Source organism: Bacillus cereus group sp. BfR-BA-01381, from assembly GCF_022663555.1.
In the GTDB taxonomy this organism is placed as follows: Bacteria; Bacillota; Bacilli; order Bacillales; family Bacillaceae_G; genus Bacillus_A; species Bacillus_A pacificus.
In genome coordinates, this window is the sequence record NZ_JAKUFR010000009.1 from 82,721 (window position 1) to 100,594 (window position 17,874).

A 17,874-nucleotide genomic window follows, 5' to 3' on the forward strand; every position below is an offset into this window, starting at 1 on the left:
GCTAGTTCCCTTCATTCGATAGTATTTTCTTCGTCACAACCGCTATTAATAACATTATGAAACTAATAACTAATATAGGTAAATAAATTTTCATACTGAATTCTTCAAACATAAAACCATAAACGACTTGCCCAATCGGTGCCATACATTGGGATACCGCTGTTATAATTGCCATTACTTTTCCTAAGTTTTCATTTGGTGTTTTCTTTTGAACTACAGTAATCACATAGATGGATACAATTGTCATGATCATTGCAATTAGAATTGAAGAAAGTATAAAGAGAATAAATGGTGGATAGTATCCTAAATTAAGAATAAATGGTGTAACTGATAGTGCCATTGGTATTACTAATAAAGCTATTAAAATCATCCAATAATACAATGTTTTCATCTGTAGCTTTTTCGCAAAAAAACCTATTGATAATGCACCTATTATAGTAGCAAAATCGATCAATCCCATTCCAATTCCATATAACGTGTGGCTACTTTCCATTGTTACTCGTATAATAATTGGAGCACCAACAACAAATAGCGGCGTCAGTATTAAATTTAGTAATGCGGCTAGAAGCATAGATTTCAAAATAAATGGCTGTTTTAAAACGTATATAAACCCTTCTTTCATATCCTTTACAATTGTCGGTATGATATGACTTTCTTGCACTCTCTTTATAAAAGGTATTGTAATAAACATTTCTAAAATCGCAGATAAAAAGAAAGCAAGACAGCTTATTATGACAAGCATTTTCAAACCAATTATGCCGTATAATATTCCTCCTAATACAGGAGCAACTATATTAGATAATGCTTGCACACCATTTACGATACCGTTCGCTTGTTCTAACTTTTTCTCTGGAACTAATTGCGGAATACTCGCCATTACTACCGGTGCGTACATTGCACTAATGATCGCTAGTAAAAACATAATTGTTCCAATCGATAGAATAGATACAGATCCAGTAAATAACAAAACTATAAAGCTTAATACAATCGCAGCGTTTATAAAATCAAATATAACCATTACATTACGGCGATTGAAACGATCTGCTATCGCACCGCCAAGAGGAGCTAGCAAAAACGGAATACTCGTTACCGCATATAATCCTGCGAATATATCAGCACGCCCTGTTATATCTAGCACATATAATGACAGAGCAAAACGTAAAAGTGTTGAACCTAAAATAGTAATAATTTGCCCACTCACCATTAAATAAAAATCTTTCATCGAGGGTTTTATACTAATAGACATCATAATCACACCCTCCCTTTAATTTAGACCGACTGTCGGTCTATAATAAACAAACAGAAAAGCATTATTTCTGCTTCATTAAAACCTCCATCATATAATCAAAGGATCCTTCTTTCGCTCCAACAGATACTTCCATCATCTTAATATAAGCTTTCGCTCTTCTCATCATTTCTTCCGGCTTCCATTGGAATAAACCTTCATCAAATATGACTTGCGCTGAGGATAGTAATAATTCAATCGTTTCTTGTGGGTATGGTGTAGAAAATACACCTTCATCGATTCCTTGTTCTAAAATCTCTGCTAAAACAGGAGATAAATGAATAATGGATTGCACTATACTTTTTTGATGCATTTCCGCATTATTTGGTTGATGAAATTGCTCAATCATTTTATCTTTTACATCCCCTGATTTTGGCGATTGCTCCATTAAAACTCGAAATAACTTTTCTAACACTGGGATATTTGGATTAGAGACGATTACTTTTGCTTTGGCAACATCTTCTTTAATAATCCTCATAATAATTTCATCCATTACTTCCTCTTTCGACTTAAAATAGTGATAAAACGTCCCTTTTGCTATCCCTATCTCTTTTAAAATGTCATTTACTGTTGTTTTCGTATAACCTTTCGTAACAAATAAACGTTCAGCCGTTTCTAAAATTTCCTTTCTACGCTCCTCATACTCCTTTACAATGCGCATTCAAGTGCCCCTTCCAATCAGACCGACTGTCGGTCTATTTAAATTATATGTTAAGTTAGTAAAAAGTTTCCTACTATCGTACATATACAACAAACTACTTTATATTTCCTTTATGTATTTTAAATTTTTTAATACGGTGAATGAAATTTTAAAGGTTATTTCTATGCAATCACTCTTGTGCTTATATCGACTTCGTTGCATAAAAACCAAAAATAGCCGCAACGCTTTGCGACTATTTTTGAATACTAACTATTTAACGGCCACGTCTTTGCTGACCTGGTTTTGCACTACTTTTCTTATTACTTGGCTTATTAAATGATCGGTTATTATCGTTTCTTGAACTATTTCTTGAATTGTTTCTTGGGCCACCTTTTGAATCACTTCTTGAACCTTCACGGCTATCTCTTTGACGATACTCGCCTGATTTCTTCGGAGCCGGCTTTGGTACCGGTTTTCCATTTTCATCTACACGTTTTATCTTCGGTTGTTCGATTATTTCTCTTTGTATTGGTGCACCAAGCGTTTTTTCAATTTCTTCTAAATGTTTTTCATCTTTCGCTGCAACGAACGTAATTGCAATACCTGATCCACCTGCACGTCCTGTTCGGCCAATGCGGTGAATATAACTTTCTACATCTTCAGGGATATCAAAGTTAAATACGTGCGTTACACCATCTACATCCAATCCACGAGCTGCTACATCCGTTGCGATTAAGTACTGAATTTTTGCTTCGCGGAAACTCTTCATAACTCTTTCACGTTTCGCTTGAGGTATATCACCATGAAGTTCAGCACAATTATAACCTAGTCCTTTTAAATTATCATACAACTTACTTGCTCTAACCTTCGTACGACAGAAAATAACCGCTAAAAATGGCTGATCACGATCCATAACAAAACGAAGTGCATCTGGCTTTGCACGATCTGTCGTCTCAATGACACGCTGCTCAATTGTATTTACCGTCACTTCTTCACTTTGTACTTGAATCATTTGCGGGTCATCCATATAACGTTTCGCCAATTTTTTAATATCTTTTGGCATCGTTGCTGAGAATAACATCGTTTGTTTACTACCAGGTGTCTCATCTAAAATATCTTCAATATCGTATAAGAAACCGAAATAAAGCATTTGATCCGCTTCATCTAGTACAATCGTTGAAAGATTACTTAAATCAATTGTTTCACGACGTATATGATCTAATAATCGTCCTGGTGTCGCTACAACAATATGTGTATTGCCTTTTAATTTTCTCAATTGTTGTGCTACATCTTGCCCGCCATAAATCGCTAGTACATTAATATCTTCTCTTTGAACAAGCATTTTTTTAATTTCAGTCGTAATTTGCAGTGCTAGTTCCCTTGTTGGCGCAACAATTAAAGCCTGAACATCACTACACTCTGGATTGATTTTTTCTAAAATCGGTAACACAAATGCTAATGTTTTACCCGTACCTGTTTTTGCCTGCCCAATAATATCTTTACCAGACATAATAACAGGAATTGCCTTCTCCTGAATCGGTGTTGCTTCTGTAATTCCATTTTCACGTAATGTATGATTAAACGTTTCACTAATTCCTAATTCTAAAAAGTTTTTCAAATAGACCACTTCTTTTCCTTATTTTTCACATTAGCTTTCATTGTACCATTTGTTTCGCCAAATATGAAAAATAAAAAAATTCTTATCTTCTTTTTTTATATTCATCGTGTACTAGGTGGACAAATTCTTTTTGTTTTTTCTCGGAATTAATTAATGCCTCCATATTAGTAGTAGACAAAATAAACTTCTTAATTTTTCTATTACTCCAAATTAGTCTTGTATACTTTGTATCTTCGTGTAGATTTCGAAACCACTCAAATTCGCTTAATTTGGCAATATGATGTTTTAATTTCATGTCATTTCGAGGATAAAATAAAATGATATCTATTATTACATCAAGCAATAAACTCATCTTCTCCCCTCCTATACATATATATTTCAATGTTATGGAAATATAGTTACAGGGTGATGAAATTGACCACTACATGCATAAAGATATTTTGCGTATTTTTCTTACTATATTTTCAATCGGCCTCAATTATTATGGCGAAATCCCAAACAGATATAATAAATGAATTCAAACATGCTTTACTTAAAAATGATAAAAAATTAATGCAGTCATATGTAACTGAAGGGATTAAACTACAATGTTCATGATTTGATTAGAATTGCGGAATCTATGAATTAAAAAACCGATCTTTTTGATATAAGAAAGATCGGTTTTTTAATATTTTATATAATGAGTTTTCCTCCTAAAAAAAAGGCTAACATAGTAGAAAATTTTTCAATATTATTCTTAATCAGCATTTTTATCTTTCTTATCACTGTTATCATTTTTATATGAATATGACAACAAACTAATAACAATTAACCAAAAGACTGAGTTTTGTATCCATTCCGATACTACAGGAATTTGGAACGTTATAAATCCTAGTATAAGACTAAATACAATAATAAACAGTTTATGCATATAATTCCCCCTTTTTATCTAAGTGTATTTAAAAAATGATAGGAGAACAATAGACACTACTTCAATGCTATTTTTAAACATCTATTTCTTTTTTGAAGTGACTTTATTATTCGGGAGCAAATATAAATTTTTATACAGTAAGTTTTCCTCCATGATAGCAATAATAGCTTGCTGCTTTTAGACTTTTAATCTTATTTAATGACTCTTCCGCTTTTTCTATATCTAAGCAAAAACCCGGATTAGCTATTACTAACTCACGATTCTCTTGAACGGCCGCATCTCCTGTAATTACACAATCTAAATTCGGAAAATATAATGAAATATGTCCCGAAGTATGTCCTGATGTCGCTACTATTTGACATTCATTATTCAAAATCATTTGACCATCACATACTTTTTCATCGACGGAAACATGTCTTATATTTTTTAATTGTTGTATAAACCACTCACCAAATTCTTTCTCTTCAATTGGCATACATTGTAACATTTCTTCAGCTTGAACTAGTCTCTCCGATTTTATTTCACCACTAATGTAGTAGGAGTCAATTTCACTAGCAATAATATTAACGTGAGGATATTTCACTTTGAAATCATATAAAGCCCCTATATGATCGTCATCATAATGAGTAATAATTATATTTTTTAAGTTTTTCATCTCATAGCCATGTTTTAAAATTGCATTTTCAATTAAAGGTAAAAAACTTGGATATCCTGTATCGACTAATGTTAATTCATTATGTAATATAATTAAACTTGGATAAATACATTGTTTTTGTCCATTAAATTCGAATTCAATTGGTAGTTCTATTATTTTCATTTTTCCTCCCCCATACCCATTATTTAATGTTTAATAATTAATAAATCATCCACATACATTTTACTGTACATACTTATGTAACAAAACACTGTGAGTCGTTACATAACCAACATTCTATTATTTTGAACAGGTAATTCCTTATTTTTATGGAAATATACAATAAGAAAACCAATACAATTGATTATTTCCTCACTTCTTTGTCTATCCTTTTAAAAAATCTATTTTTTGTAAAAGGAGTGTTTATATGGAGAAACAAACACTTTGGAAAAAATTCAAGAAAAGCTCAGCAGATCTCGGTAAATCTAGCGTATATGAAAGTATTATTTTATACTACACAATGAGAAAAAAAGAGCTACCTACTAAAGCGAAATTTATCATATTAGCCGCTTTATCCTATTACGTGCTAACAATTGACTTCATTCCAGATATAGCTGCTATTATTGGGATTGGCTTATTAGATGATGTTTTAGCAATTGCTATTGCGCATAAATTTGTAATGCGCCATGCAGACGCTGAAATTCGAGAAAAGAGTAAAATAAAAATGGAGTCATTATTTACTTCAGCTCAGGCGTGACTTAAAATAGTTAGTCATTTACCCTAACTTTTCTAGTTTCAACGACAACCAATCTTTAATTAAGGTAAACTCTTTGTAGCCACTAAATATTATCCTGCATGAATTGCACTTTTACAGGATAAATCGTGTCAGAAACAACAGAAATTCTCTTAGCTCTTTAACCTTAGAAAATTAGGGTGCCAGCACTTATTCTTAAGTTCCGACACCCTATCATTCGTTTTTATGCAGTTATATGCGTCCCCCTATATAAAACTGCTATTGCCGCTACTATAAGAATCATCCCCATAAAAGCAGGTGCTGCATGGCCGAGTGATACATAGATTTGTCCCCCAATAATTGGACCAATCATTCTTGCTAAAGCTTGAATAGATTGGCTACCACCTTGTATCCTTCCTTGTTCACTAGAACTGACAGACTTTGAGAGCATCCCATTGAATGAAGGCCCGAAAATTGAATCACCAAAACCAAACAGTAACATCCCAACGATTAGAAGCGGATATAGGGAAAACAAAGCAGATACTGCAATAAAACTGTAGCCAATAATCTCCGATACCATTCCAAGTATCGCTATTTGTTTATCACTAAGCTTGATCAAAAGTTTTGGCATTATAAAAGCTTGTGAAATAATGTCTTGAAAGCCCATAATTGAAAACATAATTCCGATTAGTGCAGGCTGCCAATTAAAAGTATCCATCGTAAATTGAGTGAAAATTGCTTGTAAAGATCCGTTAGGTATCCATAGTAAAAACGCTGAGACAAGTAACCATTTTAAATTTTTCATGGAAAGTATGTTTGCTAGCTGTGCAAAAGGATTCAACCTTACAAAAGTAATCTCTTTTAACCTATTATTTTTATCAAGACTCTCAGGCATATATTTCATGCCATATAAAACATTTAATAAAGTTATGAGCGCTCCAAAGTATAAAGGTACAGAATGACCAAACTTTGCAAGTAAGCCCCCAAGAGTTGGTCCAATAATAGTTCCGGCACCTACAACTGCACTCACCCATCCAAAGTATTTCGTTCTCTGCTCTGGGGGGATGATGTCTGCAAAATATGCGAAGATCGTACTTATGCTCCCGCCTGTTATTCCTTCTATTATGCGTCCAGCAAATAGTACCCATAAAGCTCCTCCTATTCCAAAAACTAAGTACCCAATTGCAGAACCAAATAAGCATATTAAAAGTAATGGACGACGGCCATATTTATCGCTCAAAGCTCCGAGTACAGGAGCAGCTAAAAACACGCAGGCCGCATATACGGAAGTTAGTAGTGTAACAACCAATGCTTGTTCTTCCGGATTACTTGTATATGGCTGGACTAAGAATGGAACTACAGGCATGATGATACTGAAACCTATACCACAAAGAAATACAGAAATAAGTCCGAATAGTAAAGCATGTTTATCTATGCTTTTTTCAGTTTCCCTTTCATTTTGTGATCTAAATATAGACATTTAACTTCCCTCCCCATTTTTGTTGCTTTGTCAACAAAATGATAACTCCGTTTTGTTGATTAGTCAATAAAAAATACAATAATAAAAAGGTAGCCTATTCACAGGAGTAAGGCTACCTTTTTATTATTTAAATTTATTACGACTTAATATGTATACCTTGTTTCTTTATTTCTGCATCCAAATGTCTACTATACTTTTCCACAAAGCTAATTATACTGTCGAATTCTTCTTCAGTTACTTGCTCAAATACGACTTTATCCCGCTCTTGAAACTCTTTGTGCAAGTCTTCATGTATTTTATAAATCTCTTTCCCTTGTTCAGTAAGCTTAAAATAGATCTCTTTTTTATTCTCTAACTTTTGATAACTTTCAATAAGGCCTTTTTTCATGAGCTTCTTAGTCATCCTACTTATAGCACCACGAGTTACATAAAAAGCCTCTGCGAGTTGTGTCACGTTAGAATCTGCATTATTTTCAATATATTCCATGCAGTGAACTTCAGAAGACTTAAAACCTTTAAGACCTTCTTCCATCTTATCTTTATTAAGCCAAACCAGCTTATTATATAATTCCCTGAAACCGTTCATGACCTGTTCTTCTTTATTCATGACCTACCCTCCTCACCGCTCATTAGCACGTTAAAACTATTATATTAAATTTCTGCTTACGTTTCGACAATATTGAAATAATTATTATAACATTAAAGATATGTGTAAAAATAGGCGTTTCAATAAAGCAATTCATTAAACACCAAATACTGCAAGTGTATTACTACTTACAGTAAACCGTAGACAAAAAAGAAGAGCTAAAATCATCTCTCTTAGCTCCTCGCTTATAAAACTATTTTAAAAATATTATTTTACTTCATTCGCCACAAAAAATTGCTCACAAACACTCGAAATACGCTGTAAATCTACGTTCCCACCAGATATAACAGCTACTACTTTTTTCTCTTTAATATATGTATCCACTTTCCCTGCAAGTAGTGCAGCAGTAGCTAATGCACCTGCACCTTCTACAACAGTTTTCCCACGTTGTAATAAGTCTTTCATCGCTACTTCCAGCTCTTTTTCCGATACTGTTACAATATCATCTACTAATTCTTTTACAATTTCAAATGTTAGTTCCCCTGGTATTTTAACTGCACAACCATCTGCAATAGTAGGTGCTTCATAATGTTCTACTATTACACCTTTATCATAAGATGCCTTCATCCCATGAACATTTTCTGCTTGTACACCAATTATATTGATTGATGGATTAAAAGATTTCAATGCTACAGAAATACCAGAAATAATTCCGCCTCCACCAATTGGCACAATGATAGTATCAACATCCCACATATCGTCAAGAATATCTAATCCTATTGTACCTTGACCTGCCATTACTTCTACATCGTCATACGGATGTAAGTATGTTTCACCTGTTTCCTTAATAATCTCCTCACATTTTGCCTTCGCATCATCAAAGGTTTTACCATGTAAAACCACTTCAGATCCATATCCTTTCGTTGCATCAACTTTCGCCTGAGGTGCAGAAATTGGCATTACAATTTTACTCTTTATACCAAGTAAATGAGCAGATAATGCAACTCCTTGTGCATGATTACCTGCTGAACATGCAATTACGCCTCTCTCTTTTTCTTGATCTGTCAGCTGTGACATTTTATTAAACGCACCACGAAATTTAAAAGAACCCGTTAATTGCATATTTTCTAGTTTCAAGTGAATTTCTCCGCCAGTTTTACTAGTCAAATAAAATGATTTTACTAATGGAGTTTTACGTGCATTTCTATCCAAAATGTTTTGAGCTTTTTTAATATCGTCTATATGTAATGGTAATTTTTTAGTTATCATGCTAACACCTCTTCCAATGTTCTATTCCTAAGTTTTCGTAAGTTGCAGCTCCTTTATACGAAATGAAAAAGTCTTTATATATGTACCCCACTCTGTAATACATACATCTGCAAACAATTTAACATCCTCTTTATATCACGTTCTTTATAATGATTTAGGCATGCGATTTGGATCCAGTTATTCTTTTGTAAGTACGCTGATTCATAATGGACAATATATCCTTGTAACTCTAACGCATCACCGACCGCTTTAGAAGAAAGACCTCCATTTAATTGAATCGTAAGTATAATTGGTGCGGCATGTTCTTTAGGTGAAACAAGTTTTAAGCCTATATTAGTAATAGCTTCTTCCATATAATCATATGTCTCTTTAATTTTTACAAATGCTTTTTCATCTTCAAATCTCTTCAACGCTTCTTGCAATGCATAAATTAAATTCCATGAATGAGAATACGGAATACTTTCATTTTCTTCGTACATACCAATATCCATATAGAACGGTAACGTCTCGTTTATTTTCACATTATGATTATGAAAAACGAAGGATAATCCAGTAAACGATTTAATTGCCTTTCCGCTCACGCCACTGGCAAAATATACATCCTTTAAATCTATCGGTATCGCTCCAATTGAGCTAATACAATCTACACATAGTTTTACTTTATACTTTTCACATGATGCATTTAACTCGTCTAAATCATTTAACATTCCGGTAGATGTTTCATGGTGAACAAACCAAAGCCACTCATAATTTCCAGCTTCCATTATTTGTTCTAATTCTGTAGAAATAAATGGTTGTCCCATTTCCTTTTTATACGTATCAAAATGTAATTGCGCGCGTGTTGCGTGTCCAACTAATCTATTGCCAAATTCCCCATTCGTTAATACTAGTCCTTTTCCTTTTAAAGAGCGTAACTGTAAAGCAATGGCATCATTTGCTAACGTCCCTGTTCCTAACATGATTTGCACACGTTTTGCTTTTGTCATTTGTAGTAAACGTTTTTTCACATTTTCCATCGTCACATGAAATGACTTAGAACGATGTGAAATCGGCTTAGTAGAAAATGCCTTTCGAACATTTTCTTCAATATCTACTGGACCAGGTAAAAACGTATATTCTTTCGTCATAATGCCCCCAACACTCGACTCTTCAAACATAGCAGGAGTAACATACATTGGCTGAAAGGCTGCTGCTTCTGTACCAACTAACGTATGGAAAGATTTGAACCCCATTTGCTCATATAAAGGTAGTTCACGTGTTGTCGCAGAAATGAGTGCCAATTCATATCCATTTAGAAGCAAATAACGATGTAAAAAGCGAATTAATCCTAACAATGCTCTTCCATTTCGATATTCACGTTCTACTGAAAGTAAACGAATTTCATACACATTTTCTCCATGCTCTTGCAAATAAACATCTAAATTTGAAATTTTATAATCTAACGAGAATGGTCTTTTTCCTCGCAGCGCAACCATACCTACTAACTTATCGTCCTCTAAACAAATTAAATATGTATTTTCTTCATGAAAACGATCTATACGAACACGATCTTTCGTTTCTTCATGTTGCGGAATTTCTTCTACAAATGTTTTATAATTCAATTTATGTATATGTTCAAATTCCCAATCTTGATCAGCAACTTTATATATTAACCCCATGCCTTCTCTCCTTTATGTATTTAATAAAAATGATAAGTGGAGATTAACCCCACTTATTAAAAGTTCATTTCATTCTCGATTTACATATAAAATAAGTACAATGATAAGAGCACTTAACATAGTCGTAACAATAGAGTAAGAATACAAAATCATGCATACTGGTAAACAAGCGATTGTAATTAACACCGGCTTAGTAAAACCTTTAAAGATTAAATAAACTATAACGAAAACAGCAACAAGAGTAAGCGCTATCAAATAATCAAATGCGATTAATCCTCCAATAAATGTTGAAATGCCTTTTCCGCCCTTGCCTTTAAATACAATTGGGTAAATATGTCCAAGTAAGACAGCTAGTAAAGCTAACATTACGAATGTAGCATCTTCAAAGAGATATTCTGCAATAAAAACTACGATTGCCCCTTTAATTGCATCACCTAAAAATGTAACGATAAAATACCCTTTTCCATATACACGTCCCATATTTCTTGCGCCGGGATTTCCGCTTCCTTCATTCCGAATATCAACGTCATGTCTCCATTTCGTTACTATATAAGCAGTCAATATGTTTCCAAATAAATAAGAAGCGACCAAATACAAAAACTGCATACTATTAATCATATAATCATTCACTTTCTACGTAGGAGTACTTATACAATATTCAAAAACTATGTATATTGTACTTTTTATCCACATCCCTTTATACATTTTAACATCATATATTTACAATTCATACAAAAATTCTCATGCAGCTATTTTTTAAAATACATATTTTTCATTAAATAATATGTTCCTTTCACTGCTGGTTCGGATTGTAATACAAATGTAACTTCTCCTACACTTTTCTCACAGCATTTCTTAAATTCATCATATATTTCAGGAACGAAACGCAATATGCTGCCACTTACCGCAATTGAAGCTGATAAATCAAACTGCATCTTGTTATAAACATCTATCGTAATCCTTGCTAATTCCTTTCCAGCTCGCATCATAATTTCATGTGCAGCATCATTTCCATTTCTAGCTTCCCGAATAACTAATGGTGTGATTGCTGCAACTTTATCTTTTGAAGATCTATATACTAGCCTTTTTATATGAGACGCTGTCAAAAGTTGAAACTCGTCTTGAATTCTTAAGCTTAATGGACAAAGTCTAACTCCTTGATCAAATTGATTTGCCATTCTCTTTAAAGCTTGTAATGCAATCCAATATCCACTTCCTTCATCTCCTAAAATATGTCCCCATCCGCCGCTATACTCGTATACATCTCCTTTTCTCCCTAGACAAATCGCGCCTGTGCCACCAATCGTTAAAATTCCATCCTTCCCTTCTAAAGCGGCTGCATGTGCTATCATTGCATCATTAAAAATTGCAATTTGTATTCCATACTTCTTTTTTAGACGTATTGTTAATTCATTTGTATTTGCTCCGCTTACACCCGCTAATCCTAAACAGATACAAACGCAATGCTCATTTAATAAACCTTTCTGGCATTGATCAATCGCCTCCATAATATGCACAAGAGCTTCTTCAAAATCTATTAATATATTTCCAAAACCACTTGTAGCTCTTACAAGTTCATTTCCGTCTTTATCAAACGCAATCGCTTCTGTCTTCGTTCCCCCGCCATCTATTCCAATCATATACTTCATATACGTTCTCCTCATTTTCTTCATATTGAAGGGTACGTTACATTCCCTAAAATTACAGATTTCTTTGCACCTGTTGCGCTTGGCACATTACTCGGATTACGATGATGCGTTTCGTTTGCTAAAATGGCAAAGGCGATTGCTTCTTTCGCCTCTGAAGAATAGCCTATATCTTCTTGAATGAATATTGTACATTTTTCATCCTTCAATCCATACCGTATCATTTCAACAAGTGTGCTATTATAACTTCCGCCACCACCTAAAATTACCTCATCAATTTCATAATACGGCAAAATAAACTCCTTATAATGATGAACAATTGAACTTGCTGTAAACATCGTGACAGTCGTCAATATATTTTCTTTACTATGCTTTTCAAGCCGCTTCAATAACTCTATGACAAATTCTTCTCCAAACTGTTCTCTACCTGTTGATTTCGGTGGATGCATTTTCAAAAATGAATGATTCATACAATATGTCAAAATTTCTTCTACAACTACTCCTTGTTTTGCAATGTTACCATTTTGATCATATGGCAACTGAAATAACCTTTGACATACTTCATCCATTACCATATTTCCTGGACCAGTATCAAAAGCTATAACGTTTTGATCACTTTTTTGACTTGGTATTACTGTAACATTACTAATCCCACCGATATTTTGTAGTAGTCTATTTTTACTTGGATCACGATACAAAATGACCTCTGAATATGGCACAAGTGGTGCACCTTGTCCTCCTGCTGCCATGTCCATCGTTCGGAAATTCGAGATAACCGTCGTGTTCGTTTCATATGCTATTACTGCAGGTTCCCCAATTTGCAATGTGGAAGATATCATATTACCTTCTGGCTTTGGCTGATGGTAAATCGTTTGTCCGTGAGAACTTATTAAATCTAATTGTCTCAAAGGAAAATTGGCCTCTTTACAAACTTCCTTTACGGCTTTGGCGAAACATAAACCTAACTTAAAATTTAAACTACATATGAGTTGGACATTTGAATTTTCTATTGATAATACTTGCTGAATTTCATTTTTTATATCATTACGAAATGGCACAGTAGTAAAATGGATGAGTTCAACTTTTGAATCTACACCGCTTCCTTCTATACGAACGAGCGCTACATCTATTCCATCTAATGACGTACCGGACATTACCCCTGCAATATACATAACATGCGTGACCTCCTATTTATTAAAAAACAATCATGTAAGTTACAAACGTACAACCGATCGAAAAGAATATAAATCTATAAAACAACTGAGCTTTTGATACAAACGATCCATCAATAAAAGAAACAACTAGTGTAAGCAAAATACTTGCCGCAATGCTTGTAACGACCCATATACTATGCATTTGTGATAGATGTAGCATTCTTAATAAAGGCACAAAAAGTAAATTCGCACATATCACTCCAAATAATAATAAAAATACACCTTTATAACTAAATTTTATATTCATTCTATTTCATCCTCTCTGGACTTCATGTGAAAGAAGTGATAGGCAAAATACCTATCACTCATAAATTAAAGCATAGAGATTATGGATTAACAGATTCCCCTTCACCATTCTTCTCAATTTCAAGCATATTTTTATCGTACATTTTAAAGAATGGTAAATATATAAGGAACGATATTGCTATATTTATAAAAACTAATACAATCGCACGCCAATCCCCACCTGTTGCTAAATAAGCACCAATTGGAGCCGGTAATGTCCACGGCGGCATAATATGCGTTGGTGTTACAAATCCCATCGCAGTTGCAGAATATGCAACAGTTGCCGTTACAAGTGGTGTAATGATAAATGGGATAATTAAAATTGGATTTAGTACAATCGGTAATCCGAATATGACTGGCTCATTTATATTAAAAATACCCGGAACAATACAAGTTCTTGATAATGCTTTCGAATATTTTGATCGACCAAATACAATCATAGCTAATACAAGCCCTAATGTCGCACCAGAACCACCAATCCATATAAACCATTGATATAACGGCTCTGGTGAAATAAATGGCAATTGATCTGCTCCACTAGCAACAGCTTCTCCATTTTTCCCTAGGTATACTTCCCATAATGGCCGAGCAACAGTTCCAACAACCGACACACCATGGATTCCGAATGACCAAAAAAACGTAATTAAAAACACTGGAATCATTACACCGAAGTAACTATCCCCAGCTTTTACTAATGGTGCTGCTAATGTATCAACAACATGGTGTAAATCAATGCTAAAAACGACAGTTACTAGACTCATTATAATAATAACGAATGCAGCAGGTATAAGTGCTTCAAATGAACGCGACACAGATGGCGGTACTTGTTCTGGCATTTTAATCATTACATTTTTCTTCTTACAAAATCTTAAAATCTCTACGGATAAAATAGAAACAATCATCGTCACGAATAACCCATGACCTCCGAGATTTGTCATCGGAAGCATAAATCCTTTTTTATCAATTAATTCGGGGGTTAATGTTAATAGCAGTGAACATACTGCAAGCTGTGCTCCTGATAAAGCATCTAGTTTATAACTTTTCGCCAAATTATATCCTATTCCAAATGCTATATATAAAGACATAATAAACATAGTTAACCGATATGGTATTAATATACTTGTTTGATTCTTTAATGCCCAAACTGATATGAAGCTATCTTTCGGTAATGGTGGAAATGCTACGATTAAAAAGAAACTTCCTACGATGATAAACGGTAATGCTGAAATAACTCCATCACGGATTGCTTGTAAATGCCTTTGTTCAGAAAGCCTTGCCATCGGTCCAGATAAATTTTTATCAAGAAACGTGACAAACTTATTCATAACGCTTCCCCCTAACGAATTAAATCATTTACAGTTTTTAATAAAGTTGGTCCACCAAGCGGCGTGTATGCTTGCGGCGGTATAATACCGCACGGGATAGATTCCTCTTCTGCGAATTTTTTAACAGAATCAAATCGATGTCTAACTTGAGGTGCAACCATTACAACGTCCCAGCCATTCTTTACTTCTTCCTCTACCTCATTTGTTCCAATCGCATGCACTTCCATGTTCATACCCTTTTTCTCCGCCTCTTTTTTTAAAGCGTTTACAACAATTGCACTGGACATTCCTCCAGAACAAACGAACAAAACCTTCATTTATGAATCCTCCTATACTTATAATTTACTACCCTTCAAATGAAAGGAAGTTTCACTTTACTAACAAGCATATGAAGAAGTAAAAGAATTTAGTTATACTGAAAGTAAATTTCAGTAAAAATATTTTTCCTATTAAATTAATGTTTCAATATGCAATGTTCTCTATTGCAAGGCCAACCTTACCTCGTATATTATCTTAGATAATCATATGATAGGGAGGCGTATACATGATTGTTAAACGTTTATTTATGATATGTTGCATCGTCATCTTGTTCATCCCTTTCTCTTTCATTTCCCCTCACTTTACTTATGCTGAAGTAACTACTACGTACAAAAAACACGAATTACGTGCTGTATGGATTGCATCTGTTCTTAATATTGATTGGCCCTCAAAAACTGGTTTACCAATTGAAAATCAAAAACAAGAATTTATTAAATTATTAGACGATGTAAAAAACACTGGTATGAATGCAGTCATTGTACAAATAAAACCAACTGCTGATGCCTTTTATCCTTCCAATTACGGACCGTGGTCTGAATATATTACCGGTACACAAGGAAAAGATCCCGGATACGACCCACTAGCATTTATGATTGAAGAAGCACATAAAAGAAATATAGAATTCCACGCATGGATTAATCCATACCGAATAACGATGAATCACACTGATATAAATCGATTATCAAATAATCACCCTGCAAGACAGCACCCGGATTGGGTTGTACCTTATGGCGGAAAATTATATTACAACCCCGGTATTCCAGAAGTAAAAAAGTTTATAACTGAAGGTGCTTTAGAAATCGTACAAAATTACGATGTTGATGCATTACATATGGATGATTATTTTTATCCATATAAAGTGGCGGGTGAACAATTCCCCGATCAAAAAACGTACGAATTATATAATAACGGTAGATTTACAAATATAGAAGATTGGCGACGTGACAATGTAAATGAACTTGTAAGAGATTTAAATACTGCTATTAAACAAGAAAAGTCATATGTGAAATTTGGCATTAGCCCATTTGGCGTATGGCGAAATATAGCTGATGATCCGACTGGCTCTAACACAACTGCCGGCCAAAGAAACTTTGATGATCTTTATGCTGATACACGTGAGTGGATACGAAAAGGTTACATTGACTACATCACACCGCAAATATATTGGAATATAGGTTTCACTCCTGCTGCATATGACATATTAGTAGATTGGTGGGTAAAAGAAACAAATAATAAACCGATCCACCTATACATCGGTCAGGCAGCCTATAAAATTAATAATAACTCTGTCCCCGCTTGGTCTGATCCTGAAGAATATCCAAGACAGATTGCATTAAACCGGCTATATCCTCAAATTAAAGGTAGTATGCATTTTAGCTTAAAAGACATTAATAATAATCCACTTGGAGTGAAAGATAGACTATCAAAAGACATATATAAACATCCTGCATTAGTCCCACCTATGCCTTGGCTTGATCATGAACCACCAAAACAACCTACTTTAAAAGGTGCCATTCCAAGAGATGAAGGGATTGCTGTAGGTATTATTGATGATAGAGAGAATGACTCTGCTTATTACGCCATTTACCGTGTGAATGGAAAAAATGAAGTGGATATACAAAATCCGAAAAATTTACTTACTACTGTAAGAAAGACAAAGCCTGGAGAAATTTATGTAGATAAAACGGCTATTCCTGGAGAAACATATACGTATGTAGTAACTGCGGTTGATCGATTGCATAATGAAAGTGTTGCTTCTAGTAAGACCACTGTAAAAGCAAAATAGTATACACAAAAAAACTACCTATTCTTTTTTGAATAGGTAGTTTTCATATTATCAATTAAACTACATCATTTCTTTTAATAAGGAATTCGCACTTTTAAGAATTTCTCCACCATCATTCATTAAATTTGTAGCTCTTTGCATTTTATTTGTATTTCCTTCATCCAAAGCTTCTGGAGTTAACTTCGCAGATTGATTAAATTTCTCTAAAGCCTGCAAATATAAACTATTAACTTCTTTGAATTTGTCAGGTACTTGAGCGTTTGGTGGATTCTGAGTTACATCTTGTAACATAATTAGACTCGCAGCTAATTTAATCGTCCATTCCTCATCCCCAATTTTATTATTTACTAAAAGATTACCGGTCTGATTTAAAGAATCTGTTAGTTTTTTACTATGAATAGCATATGCTGATCTATAATTTGATTCCAACACCTTTTGTTGTGTTTCTGCCTTACGCGCCTCTGCTTCTGCTTTCTGTTTCTCTTCT

The 17,874-nt window shown here is 34.0% G+C and carries 18 protein-coding genes and 2 pseudogenes; 3 read left to right on the forward strand and 17 right to left on the reverse strand.

Annotated features, from left to right (window positions below; all coding sequences use genetic code 11):
* Nucleotide 1 precedes the first annotated feature (1 nt).
* From MR079_RS05190 to MR079_RS05205, 4 genes are all read right to left on the reverse strand, one after another.
* Nucleotides 2-1,249, reverse strand: a complete 1,248-nt coding sequence (locus MR079_RS05190) for an MFS transporter (RefSeq protein WP_116733357.1) — start codon at nucleotides 1,247-1,249, stop codon at nucleotides 2-4.
* A 61-nt stretch (nucleotides 1,250-1,310) separates the two neighbouring features.
* The gene (locus tag MR079_RS05195; RefSeq protein ID WP_087996827.1) at nucleotides 1,311-1,946 is read right to left on the reverse strand and encodes a TetR/AcrR family transcriptional regulator; all 636 of its coding nucleotides are present in this window, start codon (nucleotides 1,944-1,946) and stop codon (nucleotides 1,311-1,313) included.
* 253 nt (nucleotides 1,947-2,199) lie between these two features.
* On the reverse strand, nucleotides 2,200-3,552 hold the full coding sequence (locus MR079_RS05200) for a DEAD/DEAH box helicase (protein ID WP_242293666.1): 1,353 nt from the start codon (nucleotides 3,550-3,552) through the stop codon (nucleotides 2,200-2,202).
* 73 nt (nucleotides 3,553-3,625) lie between these two features.
* Nucleotides 3,626-3,895 (reverse strand): hypothetical protein, encoded by a 270-nt coding sequence (locus tag MR079_RS05205; RefSeq protein WP_139869167.1) that lies wholly within the window; start codon nucleotides 3,893-3,895, stop codon nucleotides 3,626-3,628.
* Between the two features lie 29 nt (nucleotides 3,896-3,924).
* Between MR079_RS05205 and MR079_RS05210 the strand changes: the two are divergent.
* Nucleotides 3,925-4,128, forward strand: a pseudogene (locus MR079_RS05210) (hypothetical protein); the annotation flags it as partial.
* 151 nt (nucleotides 4,129-4,279) lie between these two features.
* On the opposite strand, the gene MR079_RS05215 reads toward MR079_RS05210, so the two are convergent.
* Nucleotides 4,280-4,453 carry a hypothetical protein gene (locus tag MR079_RS05215; RefSeq protein WP_167496982.1) on the reverse strand — a complete coding sequence of 58 codons (174 nt, stop codon included), beginning with the start codon at nucleotides 4,451-4,453 and terminating at the stop codon, nucleotides 4,280-4,282.
* 130 nt (nucleotides 4,454-4,583) lie between these two features.
* Nucleotides 4,584-5,270: an MBL fold metallo-hydrolase gene (locus MR079_RS05220; protein ID WP_139869168.1), complete on the reverse strand. Its 687-nt coding sequence runs from the start codon at nucleotides 5,268-5,270 to the stop codon at nucleotides 4,584-4,586.
* Nucleotides 5,271-5,514: 244 nt separating this feature from the next.
* On the opposite strand from MR079_RS05220, the gene MR079_RS05225 reads away from it, so the two are divergent.
* Nucleotides 5,515-5,844, forward strand: a complete 330-nt coding sequence (locus tag MR079_RS05225) for a YkvA family protein (protein WP_139869169.1) — start codon at nucleotides 5,515-5,517, stop codon at nucleotides 5,842-5,844.
* Between the two features lie 220 nt (nucleotides 5,845-6,064).
* Here MR079_RS05225 and MR079_RS05230 read toward each other — a convergent pair whose 3' ends face one another.
* The 10 genes from MR079_RS05230 to MR079_RS05275 all read right to left on the reverse strand — a co-directional run bounded on the left by MR079_RS05230 (nucleotide 6,065) and on the right by MR079_RS05275 (nucleotide 15,600).
* Nucleotides 6,065-7,300 (reverse strand): MFS transporter, encoded by a 1,236-nt coding sequence (locus MR079_RS05230; RefSeq protein WP_242293667.1) that lies wholly within the window; start codon nucleotides 7,298-7,300, stop codon nucleotides 6,065-6,067.
* Between the two features lie 136 nt (nucleotides 7,301-7,436).
* Nucleotides 7,437-7,907 carry a MarR family transcriptional regulator gene (locus MR079_RS05235; RefSeq protein ID WP_139869171.1) on the reverse strand — a complete coding sequence of 157 codons (471 nt, stop codon included), beginning with the start codon at nucleotides 7,905-7,907 and terminating at the stop codon, nucleotides 7,437-7,439.
* A 246-nt stretch (nucleotides 7,908-8,153) separates the two neighbouring features.
* Nucleotides 8,154-9,155 (reverse strand): bifunctional threonine ammonia-lyase/L-serine ammonia-lyase TdcB, encoded by a 1,002-nt coding sequence (gene tdcB, locus MR079_RS05240; RefSeq protein WP_242293668.1) that lies wholly within the window; start codon nucleotides 9,153-9,155, stop codon nucleotides 8,154-8,156.
* Between the two features lie 74 nt (nucleotides 9,156-9,229).
* The gene (locus tag MR079_RS05245) at nucleotides 9,230-10,813 is read right to left on the reverse strand and encodes an aminotransferase class V-fold PLP-dependent enzyme (RefSeq protein ID WP_242293669.1); all 1,584 of its coding nucleotides are present in this window, start codon (nucleotides 10,811-10,813) and stop codon (nucleotides 9,230-9,232) included.
* 69 nt (nucleotides 10,814-10,882) lie between these two features.
* The gene (plsY, locus tag MR079_RS05250) at nucleotides 10,883-11,431 is read right to left on the reverse strand and encodes a glycerol-3-phosphate 1-O-acyltransferase PlsY (RefSeq protein ID WP_242293670.1); all 549 of its coding nucleotides are present in this window, start codon (nucleotides 11,429-11,431) and stop codon (nucleotides 10,883-10,885) included.
* Between the two features lie 131 nt (nucleotides 11,432-11,562).
* Nucleotides 11,563-12,462 (reverse strand): BadF/BadG/BcrA/BcrD ATPase family protein, encoded by a 900-nt coding sequence (locus MR079_RS05255; protein ID WP_242293671.1) that lies wholly within the window; start codon nucleotides 12,460-12,462, stop codon nucleotides 11,563-11,565.
* Between the two features lie 20 nt (nucleotides 12,463-12,482).
* On the reverse strand, nucleotides 12,483-13,631 hold the full coding sequence (anmK, locus tag MR079_RS05260; RefSeq protein ID WP_242293672.1) for an anhydro-N-acetylmuramic acid kinase AnmK: 1,149 nt from the start codon (nucleotides 13,629-13,631) through the stop codon (nucleotides 12,483-12,485).
* 22 nt (nucleotides 13,632-13,653) lie between these two features.
* Nucleotides 13,654-13,920 carry a hypothetical protein gene (locus tag MR079_RS05265; RefSeq protein ID WP_242293673.1) on the reverse strand — a complete coding sequence of 89 codons (267 nt, stop codon included), beginning with the start codon at nucleotides 13,918-13,920 and terminating at the stop codon, nucleotides 13,654-13,656.
* A 79-nt stretch (nucleotides 13,921-13,999) separates the two neighbouring features.
* A complete protein-coding gene (locus MR079_RS05270) occupies nucleotides 14,000-15,283 on the reverse strand; it encodes a PTS sugar transporter subunit IIC (protein ID WP_139869178.1) in 1,284 nt (427 codons plus the stop codon).
* An 11-nt stretch (nucleotides 15,284-15,294) separates the two neighbouring features.
* Complete coding sequence (locus tag MR079_RS05275; RefSeq protein ID WP_000865887.1) at nucleotides 15,295-15,600, reverse strand: PTS sugar transporter subunit IIB; 306 nt, start codon at nucleotides 15,598-15,600, stop codon at nucleotides 15,295-15,297.
* Nucleotides 15,601-15,827: 227 nt separating this feature from the next.
* Between MR079_RS05275 and MR079_RS05280 the strand changes: the two genes are divergently transcribed.
* Nucleotides 15,828-17,387, forward strand: a complete 1,560-nt coding sequence (locus MR079_RS05280; RefSeq protein ID WP_242293674.1) for a glycoside hydrolase family 10-like protein — start codon at nucleotides 15,828-15,830, stop codon at nucleotides 17,385-17,387.
* Nucleotides 17,388-17,447: 60 nt separating this feature from the next.
* On the opposite strand, the pseudogene MR079_RS05285 reads toward MR079_RS05280, so the two are convergent.
* Nucleotides 17,448-17,874 (reverse strand): annotated as a pseudogene (locus tag MR079_RS05285) (hypothetical protein); the annotation flags it as partial.

Coding starts and splice junctions, on each gene's coding strand:
- MR079_RS05190 (WP_116733357.1), bottom strand. CDS start 1,249: ATGATGTCTATTAGTATAAAACCCTCGATGAAAGATTTTTATTTAATG.
- MR079_RS05195 (WP_087996827.1), bottom strand. CDS start 1,946: ATGCGCATTGTAAAGGAGTATGAGGAGCGTAGAAAGGAAATTTTAGAA.
- MR079_RS05205 (WP_139869167.1), bottom strand. CDS start 3,895: ATGAGTTTATTGCTTGATGTAATAATAGATATCATTTTATTTTATCCT.
- MR079_RS05215 (WP_167496982.1), bottom strand. CDS start 4,453: ATGCATAAACTGTTTATTATTGTATTTAGTCTTATACTAGGATTTATA.
- MR079_RS05220 (WP_139869168.1), bottom strand. CDS start 5,270: ATGAAAATAATAGAACTACCAATTGAATTCGAATTTAATGGACAAAAA.
- MR079_RS05225 (WP_139869169.1), top strand. CDS start 5,515: ATGGAGAAACAAACACTTTGGAAAAAATTCAAGAAAAGCTCAGCAGAT.
- MR079_RS05230 (WP_242293667.1), bottom strand. CDS start 7,300: ATGTCTATATTTAGATCACAAAATGAAAGGGAAACTGAAAAAAGCATA.
- MR079_RS05235 (WP_139869171.1), bottom strand. CDS start 7,907: ATGAATAAAGAAGAACAGGTCATGAACGGTTTCAGGGAATTATATAAT.
- tdcB (WP_242293668.1), bottom strand. CDS start 9,155: ATGATAACTAAAAAATTACCATTACATATAGACGATATTAAAAAAGCT.
- MR079_RS05245 (WP_242293669.1), bottom strand. CDS start 10,813: ATGGGGTTAATATATAAAGTTGCTGATCAAGATTGGGAATTTGAACAT.
- plsY (WP_242293670.1), bottom strand. CDS start 11,431: ATGATTAATAGTATGCAGTTTTTGTATTTGGTCGCTTCTTATTTATTT.
- MR079_RS05255 (WP_242293671.1), bottom strand. CDS start 12,462: ATGAAGTATATGATTGGAATAGATGGCGGGGGAACGAAGACAGAAGCG.
- anmK (WP_242293672.1), bottom strand. CDS start 13,631: ATGTATATTGCAGGGGTAATGTCCGGTACGTCATTAGATGGAATAGAT.
- MR079_RS05265 (WP_242293673.1), bottom strand. CDS start 13,920: ATGAATATAAAATTTAGTTATAAAGGTGTATTTTTATTATTATTTGGA.
- MR079_RS05270 (WP_139869178.1), bottom strand. CDS start 15,283: ATGAATAAGTTTGTCACGTTTCTTGATAAAAATTTATCTGGACCGATG.
- MR079_RS05275 (WP_000865887.1), bottom strand. CDS start 15,600: ATGAAGGTTTTGTTCGTTTGTTCTGGAGGAATGTCCAGTGCAATTGTT.
- MR079_RS05280 (WP_242293674.1), top strand. CDS start 15,828: ATGATTGTTAAACGTTTATTTATGATATGTTGCATCGTCATCTTGTTC.